Annotated in this window: 23 protein-coding genes and 1 pseudogene; 8 read left to right on the forward strand and 16 right to left on the reverse strand. The window is 43.4% G+C overall.

What is annotated here, in order from left to right; genetic code table 11:
- Window positions 1–27: 27 nt before the first annotated feature.
- Window positions 28–474: a response regulator gene (locus tag M5J74_RS28755; protein ID WP_015157285.1), complete on the reverse strand. Its 447-nt coding sequence runs from the start codon at window positions 472–474 to the stop codon at window positions 28–30.
- The gene (locus tag M5J74_RS28760; RefSeq protein WP_106168226.1) at window positions 422–2,728 is read right to left on the reverse strand and encodes an ATP-binding protein; all 2,307 of its coding nucleotides are present in this window, start codon (window positions 2,726–2,728) and stop codon (window positions 422–424) included. Before M5J74_RS28760 ends, M5J74_RS28755 begins: the two co-directional genes overlap by 53 nt.
- Before the next feature lie 946 nt (window positions 2,729–3,674).
- Between M5J74_RS28760 and M5J74_RS28765 the strand changes: the two genes are divergently transcribed.
- The 3 genes from M5J74_RS28765 to M5J74_RS28775 all read left to right on the forward strand — a co-directional run bounded on the left by M5J74_RS28765 (window position 3,675) and on the right by M5J74_RS28775 (window position 6,976).
- Complete coding sequence (locus M5J74_RS28765; protein ID WP_015157287.1) at window positions 3,675–5,786, forward strand: TIGR00300 family protein; 2,112 nt, start codon at window positions 3,675–3,677, stop codon at window positions 5,784–5,786.
- 218 nt (window positions 5,787–6,004) lie between these two features.
- Window positions 6,005–6,301, forward strand: a complete 297-nt coding sequence (locus M5J74_RS28770) for a hypothetical protein (RefSeq protein ID WP_015157288.1) — start codon at window positions 6,005–6,007, stop codon at window positions 6,299–6,301.
- 213 nt (window positions 6,302–6,514) lie between these two features.
- A complete protein-coding gene (locus M5J74_RS28775) occupies window positions 6,515–6,976 on the forward strand; it encodes an Hsp20/alpha crystallin family protein (RefSeq protein ID WP_015157289.1) in 462 nt (153 codons plus the stop codon).
- Window positions 6,977–7,120: 144 nt separating this feature from the next.
- Here the strand turns inward: M5J74_RS28775 and M5J74_RS28780 are convergent, their stop codons facing one another.
- The gene (locus tag M5J74_RS28780; RefSeq protein WP_127022694.1) at window positions 7,121–7,918 is read right to left on the reverse strand and encodes an N-formylglutamate amidohydrolase; all 798 of its coding nucleotides are present in this window, start codon (window positions 7,916–7,918) and stop codon (window positions 7,121–7,123) included.
- 268 nt (window positions 7,919–8,186) lie between these two features.
- On the opposite strand from M5J74_RS28780, the gene ggt reads away from it, so the two are divergent.
- Window positions 8,187–9,740, forward strand: coding sequence for a gamma-glutamyltransferase (gene ggt / locus M5J74_RS28785; protein WP_250014708.1), 1,554 nt, complete (start codon window positions 8,187–8,189; stop codon window positions 9,738–9,740).
- Window positions 9,741–9,877: 137 nt separating this feature from the next.
- On the opposite strand, the gene M5J74_RS28790 is transcribed toward ggt, so the two are convergent.
- The 7 genes and pseudogenes from M5J74_RS28790 to M5J74_RS28820 form a co-directional block, all read right to left on the reverse strand.
- Entirely contained in the window at window positions 9,878–11,446 is a 1,569-nt protein-coding gene (locus M5J74_RS28790) for a ferredoxin--nitrite reductase (RefSeq protein ID WP_250014716.1), read from the reverse strand.
- A gap of 234 nt (window positions 11,447–11,680) precedes the next feature.
- Window positions 11,681–12,862, reverse strand: a complete 1,182-nt coding sequence (locus M5J74_RS28795) for a hybrid sensor histidine kinase/response regulator (protein ID WP_041462649.1) — start codon at window positions 12,860–12,862, stop codon at window positions 11,681–11,683.
- Between the two features lie 85 nt (window positions 12,863–12,947).
- A pseudogene (locus M5J74_RS33720) lies at window positions 12,948–13,300 on the reverse strand (four helix bundle protein).
- Window positions 13,301–13,352: 52 nt separating this feature from the next.
- Window positions 13,353–13,802, reverse strand: coding sequence for a response regulator (locus M5J74_RS28805; protein WP_015157294.1), 450 nt, complete (start codon window positions 13,800–13,802; stop codon window positions 13,353–13,355).
- Complete coding sequence (locus M5J74_RS28810) at window positions 13,747–16,056, reverse strand: ATP-binding protein (protein WP_250014720.1); 2,310 nt, start codon at window positions 16,054–16,056, stop codon at window positions 13,747–13,749. The genes M5J74_RS28805 and M5J74_RS28810 overlap by 56 nt, the downstream gene beginning before the upstream one ends.
- Window positions 16,057–16,647: 591 nt before the next feature.
- Window positions 16,648–17,754, reverse strand: a complete 1,107-nt coding sequence (locus M5J74_RS28815; RefSeq protein ID WP_250014722.1) for a Gfo/Idh/MocA family protein — start codon at window positions 17,752–17,754, stop codon at window positions 16,648–16,650.
- Window positions 17,755–17,847: 93 nt separating this feature from the next.
- Window positions 17,848–18,654, reverse strand: coding sequence for a response regulator transcription factor (locus M5J74_RS28820; RefSeq protein ID WP_015157297.1), 807 nt, complete (start codon window positions 18,652–18,654; stop codon window positions 17,848–17,850).
- 529 nt (window positions 18,655–19,183) lie between these two features.
- Between M5J74_RS28820 and M5J74_RS28825 the strand changes: the two genes are divergently transcribed.
- Entirely contained in the window at window positions 19,184–19,435 is a 252-nt protein-coding gene (locus M5J74_RS28825) for a DUF6761 family protein (RefSeq protein ID WP_015157298.1), read from the forward strand.
- 237 nt (window positions 19,436–19,672) lie between these two features.
- On the opposite strand, the gene grxD is transcribed toward M5J74_RS28825, so the two are convergent.
- The 6 genes from grxD to grxC form a co-directional block, all read right to left on the reverse strand.
- Window positions 19,673–19,996, reverse strand: coding sequence for a Grx4 family monothiol glutaredoxin (gene grxD, locus M5J74_RS28830; RefSeq protein ID WP_015157299.1), 324 nt, complete (start codon window positions 19,994–19,996; stop codon window positions 19,673–19,675).
- A 65-nt stretch (window positions 19,997–20,061) separates the two neighbouring features.
- Window positions 20,062–20,322, reverse strand: coding sequence for a BolA family protein (locus M5J74_RS28835; RefSeq protein WP_015157300.1), 261 nt, complete (start codon window positions 20,320–20,322; stop codon window positions 20,062–20,064).
- A gap of 71 nt (window positions 20,323–20,393) precedes the next feature.
- Window positions 20,394–21,050 (reverse strand): hypothetical protein, encoded by a 657-nt coding sequence (locus M5J74_RS28840; RefSeq protein WP_250014724.1) that lies wholly within the window; start codon window positions 21,048–21,050, stop codon window positions 20,394–20,396.
- 223 nt (window positions 21,051–21,273) lie between these two features.
- Window positions 21,274–22,056, reverse strand: coding sequence for a 1-acyl-sn-glycerol-3-phosphate acyltransferase (locus M5J74_RS28845; protein WP_015157302.1), 783 nt, complete (start codon window positions 22,054–22,056; stop codon window positions 21,274–21,276).
- Between the two features lie 129 nt (window positions 22,057–22,185).
- Window positions 22,186–22,689, reverse strand: a complete 504-nt coding sequence (tadA, locus tag M5J74_RS28850) for a tRNA adenosine(34) deaminase TadA (RefSeq protein ID WP_250014726.1) — start codon at window positions 22,687–22,689, stop codon at window positions 22,186–22,188.
- A 90-nt stretch (window positions 22,690–22,779) separates the two neighbouring features.
- Window positions 22,780–23,091 carry a glutaredoxin 3 gene (grxC, locus tag M5J74_RS28855; protein WP_015157304.1) on the reverse strand — a complete coding sequence of 104 codons (312 nt, stop codon included), beginning with the start codon at window positions 23,089–23,091 and terminating at the stop codon, window positions 22,780–22,782.
- Window positions 23,092–23,339: 248 nt separating this feature from the next.
- Between grxC and M5J74_RS28860 the strand changes: the two genes are divergently transcribed.
- The 3 genes from M5J74_RS28860 to glpX all read left to right on the forward strand — a co-directional run bounded on the left by M5J74_RS28860 (window position 23,340) and on the right by glpX (window position 26,236).
- On the forward strand, window positions 23,340–23,984 hold the full coding sequence (locus M5J74_RS28860) for a microcompartments protein (protein ID WP_015157305.1): 645 nt from the start codon (window positions 23,340–23,342) through the stop codon (window positions 23,982–23,984).
- A 5-nt stretch (window positions 23,985–23,989) separates the two neighbouring features.
- Window positions 23,990–24,841 carry a pentapeptide repeat-containing protein gene (locus tag M5J74_RS28865; RefSeq protein WP_015157306.1) on the forward strand — a complete coding sequence of 284 codons (852 nt, stop codon included), beginning with the start codon at window positions 23,990–23,992 and terminating at the stop codon, window positions 24,839–24,841.
- A gap of 357 nt (window positions 24,842–25,198) precedes the next feature.
- Window positions 25,199–26,236 carry a class II fructose-bisphosphatase gene (glpX, locus tag M5J74_RS28870; protein ID WP_015157307.1) on the forward strand — a complete coding sequence of 346 codons (1,038 nt, stop codon included), beginning with the start codon at window positions 25,199–25,201 and terminating at the stop codon, window positions 26,234–26,236.
- The last annotated feature ends 1 nt before the right edge of the window (window position 26,237 follow it).

The raw sequence follows: 26,237 nt of genomic DNA on the forward strand, positions 1-26,237 counted from the left end.
ATACACATAATTATCGGCATACGAGGATTAATTTACAGGCAAAGTTACGGTAGAAAGCCAAAACTCTTCAATTCCTTTGACAATTTGAAACAATTGGCTGAGGTTGCGAGACTTGGTAATGTAGCAGTTGACGTGTAAATCGTAGCTGTGACAAATATCTTCCTCGTTTTTGGAGGTAGTCAAGATCACGACAGGGATACGTCGCAGTTGGGGATCGGCTTTAATTTCTGCCAAAACTTCCCGACCGTCTTTCTTGGGTAAGTTGAGATCGAGCAGAATTAAATCTGGGTGGGGTGCGTCGGTATATTCTCCTTCTTGACGCAAAAAAGCGATCGCATCCATCCCGTTTCGTACAGATAAAACTTGGTTGGGGATGGTACTGCGTTTGAGTGCTTCTTCCACCAAGCGGACATCAGCTTTATTATCCTCTACTAGGAAAATGGTTCTGAGTTTTTCTGCCGTGCCTGTACTCATATTTCTTACCTCCGGCGGGAATTGTAAAGTAGAATGTTGCACCTTGACCTAATTCTGAAGCCACCCAGATATCTCCTCGATGGCATTCAACGACTTTTTGGCAAATTGCCAAACCCATTCCCGTACCGGAATATTCATCTCTGGTATGCAAGCGTTGGAAGATGACAAAAATGCGATCGCTAAACTGGGGATCGATACCGATCCCATTATCTTTAACGGAAAATAACCAGGCATCTTCTAGTGGTGAGACACCAATATGAATCATAGGTGGCTTGTCGCTACGAAACTTGATCGCATTCCCAATCAGATTTTGAAATAGCTGAAGCATCTGCGTGCTATCTGCTAATACTGTTGGTAGTGGATCGTAAGAAATTGTAGCTCCCGTTTCTGAAATTCGTCCCTGTAAGCCACTGAGAGCGCGTTTTAAGGCTACCTCCAAATCTACGGGTTGAAATTCGACATTCTGTCGATCTACCTTGGAATAAGCTAGTACGTCATCTATGAGCGTCTGCATGAGGCTGACTCCCGATACCGCATAGCTAATAAATTCTTTAGCATCTTCATCGAGCTGTTCTTGATAGCGCATCTCTAACAACTGGACGTAATTCGCAACTTGATTTAATGGTTCTTGTAAGTCGTGGGAAGCGACGTAGGCAAACTTTTTCAGTTCGGCATTAGAACGTTCTAAATCGTAGGCGATTTGTGATAGTTCTTCTGCTTGTCTTAAAACTATCTCAATTGTGGCTTTACGCAGATCGATCGCGGCTTTGATTTCTACTTTCTTCCACGGCAAAGATTTACCCTGTACGGTTTCTTGCCATAATTGAAAGGATTTGCGGGGAGACAAATATACGCTGTCATTCTCCCGACCGAATTCAAATGCCTCATGTGGATTACCACCCCAATTCACTGTTTGGATGACTTCAGGACGAAACCATAAAATATAGCTTTTGTCGGCAATAGGAATCGCTAACAAGCCACTAGCAACATGTTTGTAAATTTCTGCTTCTGGAAATACTAGTGGTAGGGTATCCGTGTAGAAAACTTCCTCATCTCGAAACTGGTATCTTAACCACTGTAAGATAACATTTAAGTTCTCTTGCTTTGGAACTTGCCCAATTGTCGTCCATTCGTTATTAAAATAGATGGCTGCTCCTTGAGCGTCAACTAATTCTAATAAGTTCGGTTCTTGTTTAACTAAACCATCAATCCAGTTTTCGGCTTGCGACATATATTCGACTAGTTGCGATCGCACATATGTGATGTGAAGGTTATAGTCGTAATCGTCTGTTTCTTCTATTGCCGAAATTTCGGCAAAAATCATTCGTCCGAGAAACTCGCAAGCTTTACGTAGCTCGTAAGATACATATTTAGGCGATCGATGGTGACAAGCAATTAACCCCCAAAGTTTGTCTTCTTTAATTAAAGAAATTGTTAAAGAAGCACCCACTTCCATATTATGTAAGTACTTAAGATGACAGGAAGATGCACTTCTTAAGGTTGAATGAGTCAAATCTAGCGGACGTAAATTTGTCGGGTTAATTAAAGGAAAAAGTTCTACTGGTTTAGCATGAGCGTTGGGAATTATTCTAATCCAATTGGAACAAAACAGTTTTCTTGCTGGTTTAGGAATATCCGACTCGGGAAAGTGCAATCCTAAGTAAGCTTCCATATCATCTAATTTTTCTTCGGCAATGACAACACCATGTCCGTCGTTGTCAAATTTATAGAGCATCACGCGATCGAATCCCGTGACTTTACGTACTTCTTGAACGATAACTTGACCGAAATCTTGTAATTTTGTTGTTGTTGCTAATCGATTAATTGAGGCTCTAGCTAGGTGATAAAAACTTAAAAATGGTATATTTTCTTGAGTCAGAGCTGGTTCTAATTCTAAAATTAGAAATTTATCGCGGTTGCGGTGGAAAATGCCGTCAAATACTACGTAATCGTCTCCTTTAAGTCTCAACCAAATTTTTATAGGGTTGAGCAGATCGAAGTTTTCTTCTGCTAGTCCTAGTTTGATTCTTTCTATTTGATAAGAGTCGAGCAGATCTTCTAGATTCTGCAAAACCAATTCTTCAGGGGAAATTCCAAAAACAGAAAATGCATTAGTACTGACTTGTAAAATTTTGAGGTTTGGCTCTTCTAAAACTAGAATGACTCCGTGTGATTGAATTTGGTTAATTAGTTGAACTGGTTCTTCATCCCAAAGGGAAAATTCAACATCTGTTACTTGCAAGTTTTCTGACACAAAGAGCCTCTCCTGAAAAGTCAAAGATTAAAAGTTAAAAGTCAAAATAATGGAAACTATGTTGCACGACTTTTTGTTGAGTTGAGATGCAAAATTAAGAGTAAAAGCAAAATTATGTGTTGTCATAATGCAATTTTTTTAGTAGGTTGACGCATGACACTACTAGCTTTATCCGTAATATTTATTAGTCGATCTATATAAGTAAATTTATGGAAAACGGTTGCTTTTCTCTATTTCCTCAAATGTTACTCGCGCCAACAGCTTAACATAGCGTTTTTTGCGATCGAGGTAAATGTTAAGAAAAATTAGTAGTTCTTGAATTCAGCGACTAATTATGATGAAAAATAGCTGCATTTTTGCAATACAAAAGCTAGCTAGGTAATTGGTAAATGTTAGTTGGTAGTGGGTTTACAGGTTGAAAAGCGCGATTATTATTTAGTTGCTAACCCTTCGTTGTGAATTATGTAGAAAATATTAAAAATAGCAGAATTGGGCAATAGTTCGTGCTATTTGCTAGCGAGCTAAAAATCAAGCTAGCTTGACTAATTTATCGCCATAATCTGTCGTTACTATGAGCGATCGCGATTTTATAGTAGCGATTTTATAGTAGGGTAGGCATTGCCCACCTATACTCAATTGGCTTTTATCTACAGCAAATTAGTTAAGCTAACACGCAAATTATTAAAAATAGCTGCAATATCGCTAATTCAGCCAATAAGAGTAAATACTTAATCTCATCAAGAATTGCGAAGCACAAACATTGCGATCGCCCCCTCACAAGCCATTTCATCCTACTGTTCCTCAAAGTAATAGAATGAAGATCTAGAATTGCAGTTGCAATATAGTTGCATTGAGTACAGATTCCGTAACAATTTCTACAGAATTGGTGACATAAAAATCTGTATTCATGAAGAGTTTGTCATCTTGACCCAATAGAAAGCTTTCTATGAGTTCTTCGATCCGCTTCTTAATGTGCGCCCCCGACCACTATGATGTGGACTACGTGATTAACCCCTGGATGGAGGGTAACATTCACAAGTCCTCCCGCGATCGCGCCGTCGAACAGTGGCAAAAGTTGTTCCATGTCCTAAAGGAACAAGCCGTTGTCGATTTGGTGCAACCGCAACCAGGCGTACCAGACATGGTATTTACTGCGAATGCAGGCTTGGTTTTGGGGGATACAGTTGTCCTCAGCCGATTCTTCCACAAGGAGCGTCAGGGAGAAGAACCATTCTTCAAGCAGTGGTTTGAGTCCAAAGGTTACACGGTACACGAACTGCCTAAAGACTTACCATTTGAAGGTGCTGGAGATGCACTGCTAGATCGGGAAGGACGCTGGTTATGGGCTGGGTATGGCTTCCGTTCCGAACTCGATTCTCACCCTTATCTCGCCAAATGGCTTGATATTGAAGTGTTATCCTTGCGCTTGATGGACGAGCGCTTCTACCACCTCGATACCTGTTTTTGTCCCTTGAGTGGCGGTTATCTCCTCTACTATCCTCCCGCTTTTGATTCCTATTCCAACCGTCTGATTGAAATGCGGGTTCCAGCTGAAAAGCGGATCGCTATCAAAGAAGCCGATGCGGTGAACTTCGCCTGTAACGCCGTCAATATCGACTCGGTAGTGGTGATGAATAAGGCGAGCGAAGATTTAAAAGCTCGCTTGACTAAACTGGGATTTCAGGTAATTGAAACCCCGCTGACAGAATTCCTCAAAGCTGGGGGAGCCGCCAAATGTCTGACGTTGCGGGTGACAGAACCAGTACGGGAAGAAGTCCACGCCAGCACGCCTGTGGAAAGTCGTGCTGTCCGTATGGAAGGACATTTGTTGGATTCCGGTTTAATCAACCGCGCTTTAGATGCGATCGTGGAAAATGGCGGTAGCTTCCAAGTGCTGAATTTTAGCTTGGGAGAACAGCGACAAAGCACGTCTTCGGCTGAGGTGAAGGTAACAGCGCCATCGCGCGACGTGATGGAAGAGATTATATCTCAGCTAATCGATTTGGGTGCTGTGCCCCGTCCGCAAGAAGTTTGCGACGTGAATATGGAACCCGTACATCAAGCGGGTGTAGCTCCCGATGATTTTTACGTGACGACGATTTATCCGACAGAAGTGCGGGTAAATTGCGAGTGGGTGAAGGTGCAAAATCAGCGCATGGATGGCGCGATCGCAGTTACATTTAATTCTGGTAGTCCCGTGGCTCGGTGCAAGTTATTACGGGATCTAGAAGTCGGCGAACACGTCATCGTTGGAATTGAAGGAATTCGTACCATTCGCAAGACGGAATCGCGGGAACAGCGCAACAAGCAAGAATTTAGTTTTATGTCGGCTGGAGTCTCCAGCGAACGTCGCGTCGAATTAGTGGTGGAACAAGTTGCTTGGGAACTGCGACAAGTGCGCGACCAAGGTGGTAAGGTGGTTGTCACGGCTGGACCCGTAGTAATTCATACAGGTGGCGGGGAACACCTATCGCAGTTAATCCGCCAAGGCTACGTGCAAGCTTTGTTGGGTGGAAATGCGATCGCCGTCCACGATATCGAGCAAAATATGATGGGGACTTCCCTCGGTGTTGATATGAAGCGAGGAGTCGCCGTACAGGGAGGACACCGCCACCACTTGAAGGTTATCAACACGATCCGGCGTTATGGCAGTATTGCTAAGGCTGTCGAGCAAGGTGTATTGCAAAGCGGAGTCATGTACGAGTGCGTCCGTAACAACGTCCCCTTCTGCTTAGCGGGTTCGATTCGAGATGATGGTCCTTTACCTGACACCGAGATGGACTTAATTAAAGCTCAAACCGAATACGCTCGGTTATTGCAGGGAGCAGATATGATTTTAATGCTCTCCTCGATGCTGCATTCGATCGGTGTAGGGAATATGACGGCTGCTGGGGTGAAAATGGTCTGCGTCGATATTAACCCCGCCGTAGTCACAAAACTGAGCGATCGCGGTTCGGTTGAATCTGTGGGTGTAGTAACGGATGTAGGATTATTCCTGAGTTTGTTAGTACAGCAGTTGGATAAGTTGACCAGTCCTTATCACTTGGTACAAGTCTAATCTCAAGTGGTAGGGTGCGTTTTGAAAACGCACCTTACTAAGAATTACTGTCTGTTGGGTAGCACAGCCGTGCTACCTATTTTTGTCGAAATCCGCAATGGTACGGTATGCACTCACGGCTAAATTTACATATTGTAATAATATGAACGAAATTTATTTTCAGGTAATAGCTATCTGTAACTTATCCTCTGCTGGGTCAATAGATAACAGAAAAAATTATGCAACCTACCATGTCATCTCTTTCCAATCGCGATTTTAAAAATAATCCATTTCTCTCCCCAGGTGAATATTGTACCTGCCATATTGGTATATCAGAATCAGATGAGCGGATGGCTGCAATTATAGTCAATAAGCAATACTATAGTTTTTTTAAGTCAGTTAAAGATAGAGAAAAAGCCTTAAGTGTAATTAATAAGCTTCAAGAAAAAGGCAACGATGCTTTAATTGTTAAAACCCCTAAAGGATTTTCAATTTGGGTTTTAGAACCTACAGCATATTTGTGTAAATCGAAATGAGCAGTAGGGGCGCACAGCTGTGCGCCCCTACCCTGTCACAATTACGGGAAGAAGAACACGACATAGGCAAAGAACCGAACATCCCTCAATGAGTGCCTTTGGTAGCCTAATATTGGGTTGAGAAAAGTCAACCCCCGATAAATAAACAGCTGTTGAGTCGGAAATTCAGTTAACACACATTAGCTAGAGATACAGCAAAGTTCGGAGGTAATTATGGCACTAGTACGTTGGGAACCATTCCGCGAATTTGAAATGGAACCATTCCGCGAATTTGGCAGCTTACAAAGAGAAATGAACCGTTTGTTTGACAGCTTGTCACCTCGCACTGGTGGTAATGGTGGAATGGCGTTCGTACCCGCAGCTGAATTGCAAGAAACACCAGAAGCAATTCACCTGAAACTCGAAGTTCCTGGAATGGAAGCTAAAGATTTAGACGTACAAGTAACATCTGAAGCTGTTGCAATTAGCGGCGAACGTAAATCTGAAACCAAGACTGAAGAAAAAGGTGTAACTCGTTCTGAATTTCGTTATGGTTCGTTCCGTCGCGTCATTCCACTGCCAACGAGAATTCAGCATGAAAACGTCCAAGCTAACTATCAAAATGGCGTTCTAACTCTCACATTACCGAAAGCAGAAGAAGAAAAGAATAAGGTTGTGAAAGTTAATATCGGATAAATTCTCAGTCAGGTAGGAATTCACCTACCTGACTATTTACTGTTTGTAATACGAAGAGATTGAGCGAATAGAATTCGCGACTACACAGGCTAAGTCCGCCGTTGACTCGAATCGCGATCGCAACTAGCCCCTAAATTAGCAAATTTAATATTTTCGTCTGGTTTCTACCGCTAGCTGCTTCAATATCCCTGGTACAGTCGATTGTAAGGCGTGGCGGATCGCTTCTAATTGCTCTAAATCTACTTCGTTCGTCCATTCATCCATAAAAAACTTTTTAACTTCAATCGAGAGGACGCAAGCAGAATCAGGAAACTTTTGATGTACCCAAGTAGGAAAATGTCCGCCGTAAAATTTGACATTTTCTCTTACGTCAAGTTGCCTTCCCAAAAAATCAAAGTTGCGGAGATCCGAGAGAAAACTTTGAATGATAGAATGCCAGCGATCGCGATCCAGCGTGGCAGTGCCTAAATTGATTTCTGGATTATATCTCGGATCGGCAGGTTCAGCATCCCGTCCCAAACGGCGATGATTATAAGTATGCAGTTCAAATACAACAAAACGTCCGTGACGGCGTTCTAAATCTCTAAAAATTCGTTCTAAATTAGCATAAAAAGTATCGTATTCAGCTAAGGAACGGGCAAGAATTTCAGCTGATGGTACGGATTGCCAAACTTCCAAACCCCATGCATCTCTGGGGTCAATATAAACTGCTTTTTCTCTAGGACGGTTGAGATCTAATTCAAACCGCGATCGCTTTACCACAATTTGCGTATCTGCGATCGTCGTCCAAGCCGCCGTAAATGGGTCTTCTTCTCGCCAGCGATCGGCTTCGCTGATGACCATTAAATCTGCAACTTCCTGCCTGACATCATGACCGTCATGTAAAGCTACAGCCGCGATCGCGCCATTTCCAACTCGCTCTAATACCCAGCAGGGATTCATCAGTTATCAGTTATCAGTTATCAGCAAATAGAAAGTAAGTAGCAGTTTTAAAAGTATTATTTGACCTAATTTTTAGTAAATTGGTTTTTCCTTTGCTAAATACTCATTAGCATTTTTATTTTCTCGTATGTAGTGTACTATAAACTGTAATGAATCACACTTTTTAACTTCTGACTTCTGTACTGGTGGGTTTACCAAAAAACTTTGTACTGAACGGAAATTATAGGTAAACCCGCCCTTACGACTTCTTTTGTGGTAGTCTGCAAACATGGGCAAGGTTACACGCGGTACGATCGCGGCTGGAGATGCAAGAACCGCCGCAGCAGGAATTGAAATGTTTCGCCTGGGTGGGAATGCTTTTGATGCAGCCGCCGCTGCTGTTTTAGCGTCATTTGTTACCGAATCATCGCTGACTTCTGCTGCTGGTGGAGGTTTTCTGTTAGCGCATACTCAGAACAATCAGAATATTTTATTTGATTTCTTTTCCCAAACTCCGATTCATAAAAGACCTCAACAAGAAGTTGATTTTTATCCAATAGACGTTAACTTTGGCGATGCTATTCAAGAATTTCATATTGGACTGGGTGCGATCGCTACGCCAGGAAATATTGGTGGTATTTATCACGTTCAACAAAAGTTAGGTAAATTACCTTTTCATGTCGTTACCGAACCAGCAATTCACTATGCTAAATATGGTATAGAAGTGAATGAGTTTCAAACTTACTGCTGGCAAATTTTACAACCAATTTTGACAGCTACCAAAGCAGCACGACAAATTTACGCGCCGCAAGGCGTGTTGCTGGAGGTAGGGGATAAATTATTCATGCCTGATTTTGCCGCAACTTTAAATTATCTTGCCGAACGAGGGGTGCAAGAGTTTTATCGAGGAGATATTGCCCGACAATTAATTAAAGATTGTCAAACCGATGGCGGTTATTTAACTGATGCAGATTTAGCAGAATATCAAGTCATTGAAAGAGAACCGCTGACGATTAACTATCGAGGGAATACACTATTAACAAATCCACCTCCTAGTTCGGGAGGAATGTTGATTGCTTTTGCTTTAGAATTATTGGCTCAACTCGATTTATCTAAAATTGGTTTTGGTACGCCGCTACACTTACAAATTCTTACAGCAGTCATGCGATTAACCGATCGCGCTAGAAAAGAAAAGTACGATACTAATGTTTATCAAACTGATATAACTGAAATATTTTTAGCTGCTGCTCAAATTACCGAATATGCATCGCAATTAAATTCAGTTGTGAATAAATGGGGTAGTACTACCCATCTTAGCGTTGTAGATGATGAAGGAAATGCCGCTAGCGTCACAACTTCTAATGGAGAGGGTTGTGGTTACATTATTCCGGGTACGGGCATCATGCTAAATAATATGCTAGGTGAGGACGATATAAATCCACATGGTTTTCATCAATGGCAAGAAAATGTCCGAATTTCTTCAATGATGTCGCCCACAATTGTATTAAAAGACAATCGCCCTGAAATTGTTTTAGGTTCTGGTGGTTCTAAGCGAATTAGAACGGCTATTTTACAAGTTATTTCTAATATTATCGATTTTCAAATGCCTGTAGATCTAGCTGTGAATAGTTCTCGCCTGCATTGGGAAGATAATGTCTTGAATCTGGAACCAGGGTGGAATGAAGAAGCGATCGCTAACTTAATTTCTGCTGATGAAACATCCCTATTATGGAACAAGCAGAATATGTTTTTTGGCGGCGTGCATACAGTCATGGAAGATGAGTCGGGAATCATTTCAGGTGCGGGAGATAAACGACGCAATGGTGCGATCGCATCTATCTAAACCCCCCTTGATTGAATGTCGGCTGGTAGGGGCGCACAGCTAGCTGTGCGCCCCTACATATGAATTAACCAAAGTCTCCCTTTTTAAAAGGGGGTTGGGGGATCTAAAGCCCCCTTTTTAAGGGGGGTTGGGGAGATCTAACCTACCAATGCTTCCTCTTTAATTTTTGCCCCAAAATGTTCGACCAATAAGTCCCGCACCACTGATTTTAAATCTTCACAGGCAACCCGTTTCATCACCTCTTTACCTAAGTGAGCATCCTTACCAACCTTGCCACCCATCCATATATCTACTGCCTCCACCGTGCGATCGTCTTTGCGCGTTTTCGTGCCGATAAAACCAATATCTGCAACTTGAGGTTGACCGCAGGAATTCGGGCAACCAGTCCAATGAATTCGCACTGGTTGAGTTAAGATTAACTCTTGTTCGAGTTCCTTAACTATTGCTAAAGCGCGGTTTTTAGTTTCAATAATGGCAAAACCGCAAAACTCATTTCCAGTACAAGAAACTAAGCCTCGATTTAAAATTCCTGGCTCAATTGTAAAACGCTCTTTTAGCAGAGGTTCGGCTAAAAATGCACTCAAACGTGTATCGGGAATATGGGGAATAATTAAATTTTGCTCGACGGTGAGGCGAAGTTCTCCATTGCCGTAAACCTCTGCCATTCGCGCCAGTTCAAACATTTCATTTGCATACAAGCGACCGACAGGAACGTGCAATCCGACATAATTTAATCCTGTTTGTTTTTGGGGATAAACTCCAATATGGTCGCGTTTTTCCCAGTCAATTTCATCTTTTTCTGCGGCTGTAGCTAGCGGTTTACCGAACCGTTGTTCTACCTCAGCGCGAAACTTTTCTATTCCCCATTGGTTAATTAGATGCATCATGCGGCACTTCTGGCGGTTTTCCCTCGGTCCATTTTCGCGATAGACCATCATCATCGCCAAAGTTAAAGCAACCACATCTTCGGGAGGAATCCAAGCATCAAGGGGAATCGCCGATACATATTGATTGGGGGCAAAATAACCACCGACAATGATGTTAAAGCCTAGTGTCCCGTTTTTATATGCTGGAAGCAAGCCGAGGTCGTTAATTTCGGCGTGAACCGAGTTATCGCGACCACCAGCCACAGCTATGTTAAATTTTCGGGGTAAATCGCTCAGTTCGAGATTGCCTTCACCGTTGTTAGTAATGGCATCTTGGAGAATGCGGCACAATCCGCGCGTGTCAATGAGTTCGTTGGCATCGATACCTGCAACAGGGGAACCCGTAATGTTCCGCACGTTGTCCATCCCTGACTGGACGCAGGTTAGACCAGCTTGTGCCAGTATGTTGATAATATCAGCAATATCTTCGATGCGGATGCCACGCAGTTGTAAGTTTTGGCGCGTGGTAATGTCTGCGTTACCTTGGTCTTGAAATCCCGCACCTTGACAGTAGCGTTGGACAATATCTGCTAGAACTCGCATTTGAGTACTAGTTAAGATGCCGTTGGGTATCCGCATCCGCATCATAAATTTACCAGGAGTTACTGGGCGATGGAAGAAACCCAACCACTTGAGTCCGAAATCTCGCTCGAACTCGTCCATTGCTTCCCAGCCAATTTGGGCGAAGTGTTCTAGTTCTTGTTTGAGTAATAGAGGGTGTTTTTTAGCTTTGGCTTGTTCGACTTTATTTAATTTCTGTTTTTTAACTGCTTGTGTCATCGATCTAGCCTACGAGAGTTACTTTACAGCAAGTGCGATCGCATTTGCGCGTCAGATCGGGTTGTTCGGTAAAATCCTTTTGTTGCTAGATTATTCGGCTTTGATGAAAGGGTTCGTAGGCTTTGTTACCGTTGCTCTAGTTTTGTAGAAGTTATCTGTCTTTAGAATTAATGCATCTATCTATAGTATTATTTTTAATCTACAGTTGGTAGACAAATTTGATGGCGAATGCATTTAGATTGGTACGGAGACCACGGGTAAAATGATAGTAAATGTGGTTCCTACATCGACTTCACTCTCCACATAAATCTCGCCGCCGCAGACTTCAACACACTTTTTAGCGATCGCCAGTCCTAAGCCAGTACCAGGAGTGCTACCGACATTGCTAGCGCGGTGAAAGGGTTGAAAAAGCTGTTGTAAATCTGCTTTGGGAATACCTATTCCCCAATCTCGAATTTGAAAAGTTACCATTTCTGGTTGAGCAATTAAATGAAATTGTACGCTACTACCTGCGGAAGAATATTTAATTGCATTGCTGAGTAAGTTAGCTAAAATATGTCGCAGTAGATTTTCATCCCATAATGCTTTTTCTGTTTGACCCTGACAGGTGAAAACTAGAGCAATTTGTTTTTTGGCTGCACTCAGTTCTAGTGTTGCAACTAGTTCTCGGCAAAATTCTTGAATATCTAAATAGGTAGGTTGGCATTGAAGTTGTCCCGCTTCAGCTTTCCCCGCTAGAGAAACTTCATCCAACATCTGCGCCATATTTTTAATCGCAGCATTAATATGTTGAAAATGGGTTAGTTTTTGTTTTTCAGTTAATTTTCTTTCGCTATTTTGTAGTAGTCCAGTTGCTAAAAGAATAGTTGTCAGTGGACTGCGAAAATCATGCGATAGCATTGAGACAAATTCAGATTTAAATCGATTCAGTTGCTTAGCTTTATCTAACTCAACTGCACTTTCCTGCACCTGGGTTGCTAATGCTTGATTTTTGGCTTGTAAAGCTTCTGCTGCCTGCTTGCGCTCGATCGCATAACATAGCGATCGCACTAACAATTTAGCATCGATCTGCCGTTTCACTAAATAGTCTTGCGCCCCTTGTCGCACTGCCTCAATTGCTAATTCGTCATCGTTCGTATTCGTCAGCACGACAATTGGTAAGCTAGGCGCTTGTTGTAGCAGCAGGGGTAAAGATGCCAAACCCTGGCTATCTGGGAGAGTCAAGTCTAGTAAAACTGCATCGTAAGGTTGTGACGATATTAACCCTCGATCCAGTTCTGCTAAAGCATCTCCCAATCGCTTGACATGTGCCAGATGAAAGTGTCTGAGATTAGCTTGCCGCAAAATCTCTTGTAAAAATCTGGCTTCTGCCAAACTATCTTCAATTAACAAGACTTTTACTAAACTGGCAAGCATAGTTTTCTGGTTTTTCCCCTTCCTTTTTACAGTTATCAGTGACCAGTGACCAGTGACCAGCGAACAGTGACTAATGACCGATGATTCAGCGACCATTTTCTCGGCTCATTTTGAGAATTTGCCACAACATTTTGCTGAGTTCTTCTGCATCTTGATAAATGCTGTCAAAAGCTTTTTCGTTAAAGTAGCCTGTGTCCTTTAGTAAAGAAAGCCAGTATTTTGTCTCCAAGCATTCTTTATAAGCTATTGATATTTTGGCTCGAAACTCTGCTGGAGACATGGCTCCGTTTGCTTCTGCAATATTTGCCCAATTGCAGTTCCGCTTCTGAGTAATTGTTTTGACAGTACAAACTCCTTTTTATCGTTACATAGATGCCTGTAAGCATTCACAATCCTAATAGCAAATAGATAAGCCTTATCATAAACTTTACTATTCATTGCTTACTACATCTGGTCAATGTTTCACTGTTCGCTGGTCACTGGTCACTGGTCACTGATTTGATGGCAATGTAACGGTAGAGAGCCAAAACTCTTCAATTCCCTTGACAATCTGAAACAATTGGCTGAGATTGCGAGATTTGGTGATGTAACAATTGACGTGTAAAGCGTAGCTATGGGCGATGTCCTCGTCATTCCGCGAAGTCGTGAGGACGACAACAGGAATGCTTTTGAGTTGAGGATCGGCTTTAATTTCTGCCAAGACTTCTCGCCCGTCCTTTTTGGGTAAGTTGAGATCCAGCAGAATTAAATCGGGGCGAGGTGCATTTACAAACTCGCCCTCTTGACGCAAAAATGCGATCGCGTTGACTCCATCCCGTACCGACATCACTTGATGCGGTACGGAACTATTTTTTAACGCCTCTTCAATTAAACGGACATCGGCTCTATTGTCCTCTACCAAAAAGATCGTTTTGTGCTTTGCGTCCGTTTCTCCGCTCACGATCGCGCCCTCCTACGGGTAGCGTAAAATAAAATGTTGCCCCAGCCCCAAGTTGCGACTCCACCCAAATTCGTCCTCGGTGACACTCGACAATCTTTTTACAGATTGCTAAACCCATTCCCGTACCTGGGTATTCGTCTCGTGGGTGCAGGCGTTGGAAGATCACGAAAATGCGATCGCTAAATTGTGGTTCAATACCCATCCCATTATCTCGTACTGCAAACAGCCACTCATCCTCTTCTTGACGCTGTGCCGAGATGTGAATTTCTAGGGGTTTGTCACTGCGGAATTTAATTGCATTACCAATCAAATTTTGAAACAGTTGCATCAATTGGGTGCTATCTGCCATGACAGTTGGTAACGGATCGCGGCTAATTTTCGCCCCACTTTCGGTAATGCGCTGTCTTAAATTACCTAAAGCACGGTCTAAAGCCGTATCAACTTCCGTCAGTTCAAACTCAACTCCCTGCATTTCTACTTTAGAATACGCCAGCACGTCATCGATCAGGGTTTGCATTAAGCTAACTCCCTCGACAGCAAAATTAATAAATTCCTTCGCGTCTGCATCGAGTTGCGATTGATAGCGCATTTCTAGCAATTGGACGTAATTTGCTACCTGATTTAGCGGTTCTTGTAAGTCATGGGAAGCAACGTAAGCAAATTTTTTCAATTCGGCATTCGATCTTTCTAAATCGGCGGCTAATTGTGCTAATTCGTCAGCTTGGCGCAGTACGATATTGACAATTGCTTTTCTTAGTTCCAGCGCGGCTTTAATTTCTACTTGTTTCCAGGGTAAAGACGTGAGGCTGACTGTTTCTTGCCATAATTGGAAAGATTTGCGCGGACACAATCGCAGTCCATTCTCTTGATTCAATTCGTAAGCATTATGAGGATCGCCGCCCCAATTTACTGTTTGAATCACTTCGGGACGGAACCATAATACGTAATTGCGCTTAGAAATTGGAATTGCTAATAAACCACTAGCAACATGTTTGAATCTTTCCGCATTGGGATAAACTTGCGCTAAGGAATCGGTGTAGAACACTTCTTCTTGAACGTTATTTTTCAGCCACTGAACTAAGAAATTTAAGTCTTCTGCTACGGGAGTTTTACCAATCGTCGTGCAAGTATTGCCAAAACAAATTGCTGCACCTTGGGCATCGGCTAAGTTGAGAAGGTTTGGTTTGTGTTTAATCAAACCATCAACAAAGTTCTCTTCTTGAGACATATATTCGACTAAAGCTGACTGCACGTAAGCCAATTGTCGCCGATAGGCAAAATCCTCCGTTTCTTCCCTAGAAGCAATTTCAGAAAAGACCATCCGTCCCAAAAATTCGCACGCTTTGCGTAATTCGTAAGAAACATACATGGGTGTTTGATGGTGACAAGCAATTAAACCCCAAAGTTTTTGGTCTTTAATTAACGAGATTGTCAGCGAAGCACCTACACCCATATTGTGTAAATATTCAAAATGACAAGCTGCGGCACTTCTAAGAATGGAATTCGTCAGTTCTGTAGGTTCTTTGCTAATTGGATTAATTGCTGGTACGAGGGTTACAGGTTCGCAATGACTATCGGGAATTAAGCGAATCCAATTAGAGGCAAATAGTTTTCTGGCTGGTCTAGGAATATCAGATTCAGGAAAGTGTAGCCCCAAATATGGTTCCATGCTATCGAGTTTTTCTTCAGCAATGACAGAACCATGTCCGTCGTTATCGAATTTATACAACATGACGCGATCGAAGCCAGTCACGTTGCGAACTTCTTGGACGATAATTTGACAGAACTCTCTGAGATTTGAAGTTTCTTCTAAGCGATTAATAGATGCTCTAGCTAAGTGATAAAAACTGAGAAAAGGAATATTTTCTTGGGCTAGCGCTGGTTCTAATTCTAAAATTAGAAATCCTTCTATATTGCGGTGAAATACGCCATCAAATACAGAATATTCATCGCCCTTCTTTCGTACCCACAATTTGACGGGATTGATGATATCGAGATCTTCTGTTGCGCTTAATCCAGTCTGAATTCTCTCTAACTGAAAAGGATCGATAAATTCTGATAAAGGTCTTTGTAACATTTGTTCGGCAGCAATTCCGAACGTGGCGATCGCATTACTACTAATTTGTAAAATAGTCAGATCCGGCTCTGCTAAAACAATTAAAATTCCATGCGGTTGAATCTGATTAAAAGTATGAATTGCTGGTTCTTTTAAACGGGTGATATCGATACCTTGAGCTTGAAAATCGATGACCATATTACTTCTCCTAAGTTGATGACGGGAGCAGCAATAGAGATGCGATCGCTCTTTTGATTTTTTGGCGATCGACCATCTTGGTATTATCTCAATGTCGCTCCCGTGATGTGTGAAAAAATACTTCTGCTCTGTCAGTAACGAAAAGCTCTCGGAGATCCCCAACTCCTTTAAAAAGGGGGCTTTGTTCCCTCTTGTTTAATGAGACTTTATTCCCCCCTTAAAAAGGGGGCTAGGGGATCTTGTTTTAACCGAAAAGTATTAAACTCACCTCTACAATTCAATCTTTATTCTTCAAAGAAGTGTATCATGTTCGACAAAACAAAACTCTGCACGATCGCGTTTTGTATCTTAATTAATGTGAGCTAATTTTGCAGAAATATAAACTTTTTATAAAAAATTCAATTCAAATAAATTTTTCGTTACAAATACCTTCGTAATGTAAGGGTGGGTTTACTTATATTTTGGTATGAAAGTTTCCCGTGTAGAGACGTTACATGTAACGTCTCTACACGGACAATTGATTTCACAATTCATCTAGGTTGCTATATATATGGAAACAATTTAATTATGAATCGATGTAGATAGTTACCTTTAGCCTCTGGTGAGATATTTATCTAAATCTGGTACGTCTACCCAACTGCGTTGTTGGTGAGAAGCATGGCTGAGATCCATTAACAATTGCGAGTAAACGCCTTCGCGAATGGAAGGAATTAGGGATTCTCCGCTATCAATTCCTTGCACCCATTGATTAACCACGCGAATAAATGGAGCGATGCGTCCGTCTGTATAAGTTTTGTCAAATCCCAACCGCATGGGAATTTCCAATTCTACTGGCGGTTGTCCGGCGGCAGCAGCCCAGAGGTGAAAGCCGTGGACGTAATCTTTTTGATTTTGACTGACTAAAACTAAAGTACCGCGATCGCCATACACTTCTACTGAGTGCGTGCGATTTGCATACACTGCCGAACTAATATTAATTTGGCAAGGCGTACCGTCTGCCAGCTCTAGCATCAGCATACAGGTGTCATCAGCATCTACTAGCTTCATTTCCCCCGTCAGAGGATCGAGCCGTTGAGGAATGCTAGTACTGAGCTGGGCGCACAGTTTTTGCACTGCACCAAACAACCAATTCATGTAATCAAAAGTATGGGAAGCTAGCGCCCCCAAAGCCCCACCACCCATATCTTTACGAGAATACCAATTCCAGGGGCGGGAAGCATCGGCGCGACTGGGAACCAACCAATCAATTTTAATCAGCCGTTTTTCACCCACATAATCTTCCGCTAGTAATTCAGCTAACCTTTGCCATGCGGGAACGAAGCGATATTCAAAATCTAGAGTCACGACGAGATTGTTAGCTCTAGCTATATGGTACAGTTCTCGCGCTCCTGTAGCTGAGAGCGTGGTGGGTTTTTCTAATAACAGGTGCTTACCTGCTTGCAGTACTGTTTTTGCCATTTCGTAATGTAGAAACGGCGGGGTAGAGATGCTAACTGCTTGGACTTCTGGTAGAGCGACAATTTCTTCTAGCGCAGAACTCGCATGGGGAATATTATGAGTTTGAGCGATCGCCTGAGCTTTGTCGCGATCGCGGTGATACACTGCTACAACCTGCGTCCGAGGATGAGCCTTAAACCCAGGTAAATGAACTTTTTGTCCAAATCCCGTTCCGACTACCGCCACACCAATTGAAGACATAACCCAATCTCATGCCACTGCTCTTTCTTATTGTGCGACAGATAGGCAGTGTAGAGACGTTACATGTAACGTCTCTACACTGCTTTTGACTTACTAGTAAAACACTTCTGACTTTTGACTTGTGACTTCTGACTTCTCCCTCGTTTCTTCTAAAGTCGAGTGGTGATTTGCGGTTTGGCGTTGGGAAATGTCGGTTGGCTGTACGCTGTTGGCTTTGAGAATTTCCGCGTTGAAGCGATACCCTACGTTACGTACAGTTTGAATTAAGCTTGGTTGGCGCGGGTCAATTTCGACTTTTTTCCGCAAAGATAAGACGTGAGTATCGATGGTACGGGGATTATCTATAGCATCGGGCCAAGCACGCCGCAGTAATTCGGAGCGGCTGAGGGGTAAACCTCCTGCTTGCGCCAAAACGTAAAGTAAACTAAATTCTTGCGGCGTGAGGTCGATGTATTCCCCTTTGAAGTAAACGCGACGCTGGACTAGATCTATTTGCAAAGTGCCGTAGTCCAAGTAAGCTGGTGCGGCTGGCGTGCGTTGACGGCGAATCAGCGCTTCGATTCGCGCCAAAAATTCCTGCATCCCAAAGGGTTTGCACAAGTAATCGTCTGCTCCTGCTTTTAAGCCAGTGACAATATCCGCTTCGGTGTTGCGGGCAGATAGCATCAGAATCAGTGGTTGCTGCTGTTGCTGTAGCCAACGGCAAAACTCTGTCCCGTCACCATCAGCTAATTCAGCATCGAGGATCACTAGTGTGGGTTGGCGCGTTAAAAATACGTCTCGCGCTTGATAGAGACTAGCTGCTTGATATACTCGATAGCCTACCTGTTGTAAGTGCCAACTGAGTAGCGATCGCAGATGTGGATTTCCCTCTACAATTTCTATACAAACCGAGGTCACAGGTGCAAGATTCCTTTTATACGTGACTCTCAAGGTATCAAAGCCTGTGTCAAGCTTTTGTAACAGCTGCTACCTCAGGATCAACTCTCTAGCAGTCTTGACGAGCGAACAGACATCGGCTACTATGTCTTTCTAAAACTAAACTTAAAAAAACTTAATATTTTGAGACTCGATCGGTCGCTCAAGCATCTAACATAAAATTGGTCAAGAATGACACGCAGGAAAAATCGCCCTAGAGATACAAACTTTTTGGTATCAATTTGGTCTATGATGAAATAAATGAGACAAAAATTATATACAGTACAGTCATTGTTCGACTATTAGTTAGTATAGAGGACTCAAGATAAAATCGACTTGCTAAAACTGAATACACTCTTACTAAGAAGAAATTCATAATTTCTATGTCGCTAGTAAGCGCGATCGCTGCTTGAAAAACTCAGCTTAGAGCAGACAACTTAAAAGTTCTATCCCGGCAAATTCCTTTAAGAAACACATTTTCAAGGCACAATCGATCCCTTCATCTTGCGCTATGTTACAAGATACTCAAACAATTCGCCACTATCAAAAACTGACCGATGCCCTGGTCGAAATGTGGCAAAGAGGCTATCGCACAGACGATTTACGTTTGTATTTAGACGGCTATCTCGCAGCCATGAGGCATTCCAACATCCTCGAACCCTATCTAATTCATCGTTTAGAGGAAGAAGCAACCCGCTTTCTATACGATCCGTATAACTTTGAAATGCCGGTTCAGCCAGAACCAGAATCAGACTACTATTAAGTTACTGTAGATTGGCTCGAAATAGGATTCAGTGGAAAATCAGATCGAAATTTTGAATTTTGAATTAAATTGGGCTTCTTCCGAGCGGGTAAGGTCAAGCTTAGATCGGTCAGCTATTTATGCTGATGCTTAAAATTGGCTAAAAATTGCCAACAATTAAAAATACACTTTGCCGCAAATGAATAGGGGCATACAACTGTACGCCCCTATACGCATTTCTATCCAAATCGTTAATTGTTAAGAAGCAAGTGCGACTTCTACCATCTGTTGTAACTCGCCACTTTGGTACATTTCAATCAGAATATCAGAGCCGCCCACAAATTGACCGTTAACATAAACTTGAGGAATGGTAGGCCAATTGGAATACTCTTTAATTCCTTGTCGGATTTCAGAGTCTGCTAAAACGTCAACAGTCTCGAAGGGAACTCCCAGAGTGTTAAGAATTTGCACGACATTGTTAGAAAAACCACACTGGGGCATCAATTTGTTGCCCTTCATGAAAACCAAGATTTTGTTTTGTTGAACGAGATTATCGAGTCGCTCTTTCAATTCTGGAGTCATAGCTGTTATTCCTAGTCTTGAGGATGAGATATTAGCGCTACCGTAGAATTATGGGAGAAGCCAGCTTACACCACTTGGCTGACAGCTTGCCAAGCTTGGGGTGTGTAAGTCCTTAGTGCTAGGGCATGGATAGCTTCTGATGACATTGCTTGATTGAGGGAACTGTAGACGAGTTGGTGCTGTTGTACTCGTCCCTTACCTTCAAACTGGGAAGAAACGACTACTACTTGGTAATGATCTCCACCCCCAGTCAAGTCTTGTACTTGAACTTGGGCATCTGGGATCGCTACCTTAATCATTTCCTCAACTTGCTGAGGACTAATCATTTCAATTCCTAATTGCTGAACTCTTTTCTAATTTAACTATTTCTAAGGATAGATGAGCGATCGCCCCGGCGCTACTGTTTTGGAGCAGATTGTTCGGCAGGCTTAGCTTCACTCCGTTGCGGCGCATTACCAGTATCGCTAGTACGCGGAAAAGGCGTGTCAACAAATCCTAACTCGAATAGTTGTTGATAGGCTTTTTTGCCCAAATCTCTAGTTGGGTTTTGACTGTTAACAATCTGAACCAGCAGCGGTACGGCAAGTTCTGGCTTGTTTTGCGCTCGATGTACCAATGCCAGTTGGTAAGTCGCATCATCGCGCATTTGGGCAGTATCCAAGGCTTTCTTACGCTGGCTATCGGCAACGCGATTGTCAATACCTTGAAAGTTACCAGCTAGCTGTTGGTAGAAATTAGACATTTGATTGAAAACCTGACGCGCCTCCTGCAACTTTTTCACCGCTGTGTCGTAGTTTTGAGAGGAGATAGCGCTGCTAGCTTCCGACATCAGCCGTTGACCTCCAGCCACGCTCAAAACGCTATTATTCTGGGCAGAAGGTTGAATAATGTTAGGATTTTTTGGATCGATAGGTTGAGCTTGGTTAGGAGTAGCTGGTGCTGGTGGCGTTTGCGCCTGGACGTAAGTTGGGGACAGCAAAGTAATAGCTGCGATCGCCGAAAATAATGTTATGCAGCTATGGTAAAGGAAGCGTTGAGTTCCAGCAGAAATCATGGCTTAATTCCGTGCGCTAAAAAACACAAGACCGATTTTGAACTTCGGGTATCTTATCAGGTATCAGTTATCAGTTATCAGGAAGTCGGTGTAGAGCCGTTGCAGGCAACGTCTGTATGGGAAGTCGGGGATAGAAAGCAGTTACTTTCGACTTTTAGCTTTTGACTTTTGACTTTTGACTTTTGACTTTGTTCCCTCGGCGGCGATACCTGAAGCTATTGTTTTAAATAAAAGATTCCTTTCTTTCAGAGTATAGGGAAGGAGCGCTGTCTTGCTCTACGGTTGCTTGCGTCTTACTGCCCAACTGTTTAAGTGCTAGTTCTAAATCTTGTGTCAATTGCTTCGCATCTTTTTTAATCGAACCCGTGCTGTAATCTCCTACTTGGATAGGAGAACCAATACTAATCCTAACCTGAGATCTCCACGGTACGGTGGGAGGATTATAGTAAATACCGAGCGGTAATATTTTGACACCTAAATTTGGCTGACTTGATTCGGCTTGTAGTGCTAGGCGAGCTAAACCAGGTTGAAGAGAATTCAGCGTACACTCGCGATTTTTTTTCAGGTCGCCACCTTCAGGAAAAATGACTAGCATTTCTCCTTGTTGTAGTAATTCTACGCCATGTCTGAGAGTAGCAATGGATGGACGCTTCACATCAACAGCAAACCCTCCGAGATGGCTAATAAACCATCCTTGGATACCCTTCATTTCGTCTATGGACACCATAAAACGCGGATCTCGCCCGGTTGCAACCTTACCCACGATTGCAGGAACCATGAGCGCATCCCAACGAGAACGGTGGGTAGGTGCTACGATGACAGGACCTCCATTCGGCAAGTTTTCCCATCCGCTAACTTCAATCTTGTCAAAATAAAAGGGGAAGACCAAACGCCGTCCGATAGGATAGACTATGGGCGTTAACCAAGGCGAAACGTGAGAGCTTGCAGCCACCTTGGTCTTTTTAGTTGTCCCAATATCAGTGTGCGAGGAATCGAGCTGAATCATGAGGGTGGCGAGTGTGTAAGCGAACGTAAAGTTATATGGCTTTAATTCCACCCTAATTTTTTTTAGTCGCGATCGCTACACATAGGGGACAGTTTTAGCAGTGAACAGTGACCAGTGACCAGTGACTAGTTACTTTTCTCCCCCTACTCCCTGCTCCCTGCTCCCTCTCTTCTGGCGGAACCAATCTTGCAGTTGTTGACGACAGGTAGATTCTAAAATGCCAGCGAGAACGGGGAGACGATGGTAGGAGCAGGCGCTATCGGGAATGTTGGTGACGGTGCGAATAGCTCCAGTTTTCGGATCGTCTGCACCATAGACAAGTAAACCAATTCGTGCTTGGACGATCGCTCCCGCACACATGGGACAAGGTTCTAGGGTAACGTATAGGGTACAGCGATCGAGATGCCAGTTTTGTAAGGTTTTACCAGCTTGGCGCAAAGCAATAATTTCTGCGTGGGCGGTGGGATCGTTGTCTCGTTCGCGCCGATTTTCTGCTTCGGCAATGACGTTACCGTTTGAATCGATAATTATTGCGCCCACGGGAACTTCTCCGGCTTCCCCGGCAATTTGGGCAAGAGCGATCGCCCGTTGCATCCATTGGCAGTGGATGATGTATTCTGGGGCTTCAATCATGTTTCTGCTGTTTTTTGTTCGCACATAGTAGGGGCGCACAGCTGTGCGCCCCTACTACAGCGTGCATCCCTACGAACGTTTCTACAAATATTAGGCTGGCTGAGCGAGGAGAGGATCTAATTTGCCTTCGCTATCTAGTTTGTAAATATCGTCGCAGCCACCGAAATGCTCGTTATTGATGAAGATTTGCGGAACGGTGCGCCGTCCGTTGGCGCGTTCTGCCATTTTATTTCTCGCTACATCATCACCATCAATCTTGTATTCCGTGTAGTTGACACCCTTCCACCACAGTAGTAGTTTGGCGCGGATGCAGTAGGGGCAAGTCTGCCAGGTATAAATCTCAACGTTGGCTTTGACTCGCTCTGGATGACGGTTGAGAATCGGATTGAGGAAATCCAACATAGTTATATTATTGGCAATCTGGGCAGAAATTTACGAACGCGATCGCATATTAATTCTGATTATACTTAACTACAGTCAGCCTACGTGAGAGTTTGGTAATTGGTAATTGGTAATTGGTAATCGGTACTATCTCTCACCTTCACTGTAAGTCTTTAATTATGCCTCTATTGGTATTTTTACTGGCGATCGCTAGAAACTCACAAATGACTAATGACTAATGACCAATGACGAGCTTGGAGATTTAAGTTTTGGGTATTGAATTACGTAGTTATGTATTTATAGACAGCTTACAACCTCAACACGCAGCTTACATGGGAACGGTGGCAGCAGGTTTTTTGCCATTACCAGGTGATGCTTCTCTGTGGATTGAAGTCTCGCCAGGGATTGAGGTGATCCGATTAATGGATATTGCCTTAAAATCTGCTTCTGTGCGTCCAGGGGTGCAGGTTGTAGAACGGCTTTATGGATTGCTAGAAGTCCATTCTAGTCGCCAGGGGGAGACGCGGGCAGCGGGTAAGGCGGTGATGGAAGCAATGGGAGTACGCGAACGAGATTGCCTCAAGCCACAAGTGATGTCGAGTCAGATTATTCGCAATATCGATCCGCACCAAACACAATTGATTAACCGCACCCGCCGAGGACAGATGATTTTGGCAGGACAAACGTTGTATGTATTAGAAGTTCAACCTGCGGCTTATGCAGCTCTAGCCGCAAATCAAGCAGAAAAAGCAGCTTTGATTAATATTCTAGAGATTCAAGCGGTGGGTAGTTTTGGACGGCTTTACCTGGGTGGGGAAGAACGAGATATTATTGCGGGTTCGAGTGCGGCGTTGGCGGCGATGGAAAATGCCCACGGGCGCGAACTTCCTACTGTTGGTGGGCGCAAGGAGTAGCAGGAATGGCAAATCGGGAGCATCTGGCGCTACTGCAACAGGGTGCGGTTACTTGGTTAGAGTGGCGCTCTTCATACGTGCAGATTGTACCTGACTTGAGCGCGGCTAATTTGTGTGGGGCTAATTTTAGGGGTGCTAATCTTACCAAGGCTAATCTAAAAAGAGCCAATCTCGATCGCGCTAAACTGATTGCAGCTAATTTATGTGGGGCTAATCTCAGTGCAGCTAGTTTGTGCGAAGCTGAATTGATTGACGCTAATTTGCAAAAAGCCGAATTAGTTGACGCTCAGTTAATTTCGGCTCAAATGATGGGTGCAGATTTAGCTTATGCCAACCTGATAGGAGCAGATTTGCGGGGTGTCGATTTAAAAGCCGCAGATCTCAGCCATGCTAATTTGACGGCGGCTGAATTTATTGGAGCTACTCTTAGCGAAGCAGACTTGAGCGTGGCGAAATTAAGTCGGGCTAGTCTGGTTTATGCTAATTTAACTGGGGCTAATTTCAGTCATGCTAATTTGAGTAGTGCTAATTTATATGAGGCTGAGGCGATCGCTACTTATTTTTATCGCGCTAATTTATGTCAAGCTAATTTGAGTGAAGCTCATTTTGGTGGGGCGTATTTGTTTGGTGCTGATTTAAGTGCAGCAGAGCTTTATCTGACGGATTTGAGATGGACGAATTTAAGTAAAGTTAATTTTACAAATGCTAATTTAATTAGAGCAGATTTGCGGGGCGCTAATTTGAGTAGGGCTATTTTTATAGGGGCTAATTTAACCGAAGCTAAGTTGGATGGAGCTAATTTGAGTAAGGCGATTTTTCAGGGGGCAATTATGCCTGATGGTAAGGTTCGTCATTAAAATGGGCGATTAAAATCGCAGCTAGACAAACTAAGTCCGCACAGGCGGACTAGGAAACAATGGAAGATTTGAAACCTGCGGAGGCAGGTTTTGTCTGTTATAGCCGCGAATTCTATAACAATTGCTAAACCATAAGTACAAAAATACTAAAAGACGGTCAAGAAAATTGAAGTTGCGATCGCCTCCTCAATTCCCTTTTACCCCTTACCCCTTACCCCTTACCCATCTTCAGCAGCAAAACTTAACAAAACCTGAGTAAATACTTGTAGTCCACGGGGTTACGCCGTTTGGTAGACTTATGTACTGATACAGCCGCAAAACAACAGCAGCAAACAGAGCATTGGGAGGACAGACCGCGTGGAAAATACTCTAGGTTTAGAGATTATTGAAGTTGTAGAACAAGCAGCGATCGCATCTTCCCGTTGGATGGGTAAAGGCGAGAAAAACACTGCTGACCAAGTGGCTGTAGAAGCCATGCGGGAGAGAATGAATAAAATTTACATGCGGGGTCGGATTGTCATCGGTGAAGGCGAACGGGATGAAGCCCCCATGTTATACATTGGCGAAGAAGTCGGGATTTGTACCCGTGCCGATGCCAAAGATTACTGTAACCCAGATGAATTAGTTGAAATTGACATTGCCGTTGACCCTTGTGAAGGGACTAACTTAGTCGCCTACGGACAAAACGGCTCGATGGCTGTGTTGGCGATCGCCGAAAAAGGTGGTTTGTTTGCTGCTCCTGACTTTTACATGAGAAAGCTCGCAGCACCAGCCCCAGCACGCGGTCATGTCGATATTAATAAATCGGCTACCCAAAACCTCAAAATCCTCTCAGAATGCCTCGGACGCGCCGTAGAGGAGCTAGTTGTGGTCGTGATGGATCGCCCTCGCCACAAAGAACTCATTCAAGAAATTCGTCAAGCAGGGGCAAGAGTACGCTTAATTAGCGATGGTGATGTCTCCGCCGCGATCTCCTGCGCTTTCTCGGGAACGAACATTCATGCCTTGATGGGAATTGGCGCAGCTCCAGAAGGCGTGATTTCTGCTGCTGCATTGCGCTGTTTGGGCGGGCATTTCCAAGGACAATTGATCTACGATCCAGAAGTAGTCAAAACTGGTTTGATTGGCGAAAGTAAAGAGGGAAATATTGCCCGTTTGAAAGAAATGGGAATTAATGACCCAGACCGAGTTTACAATGCTGAAGAGTTAGCTTCGGGTCAAACCGTTCTGTTCGCTGCTTGTGGTATTACCCCAGGTACGCTGATGGAAGGTGTCCGCTTCTTCAAAGGTGGAGCCAGAACCCAAAGTTTAGTTATCTCCAGCCAATCTCGCACGGCGCGGTTTGTAGACACGATCCATATGTTTGACGAACCAAAGACACTGCAACTGAAGTAGG

Source organism: Chroococcidiopsis sp. CCNUC1, from assembly GCF_023546805.1.
Taxonomy (GTDB): domain Bacteria; phylum Cyanobacteriota; class Cyanobacteriia; order Cyanobacteriales; family Chroococcidiopsidaceae; genus Chroococcidiopsis; species Chroococcidiopsis thermalis.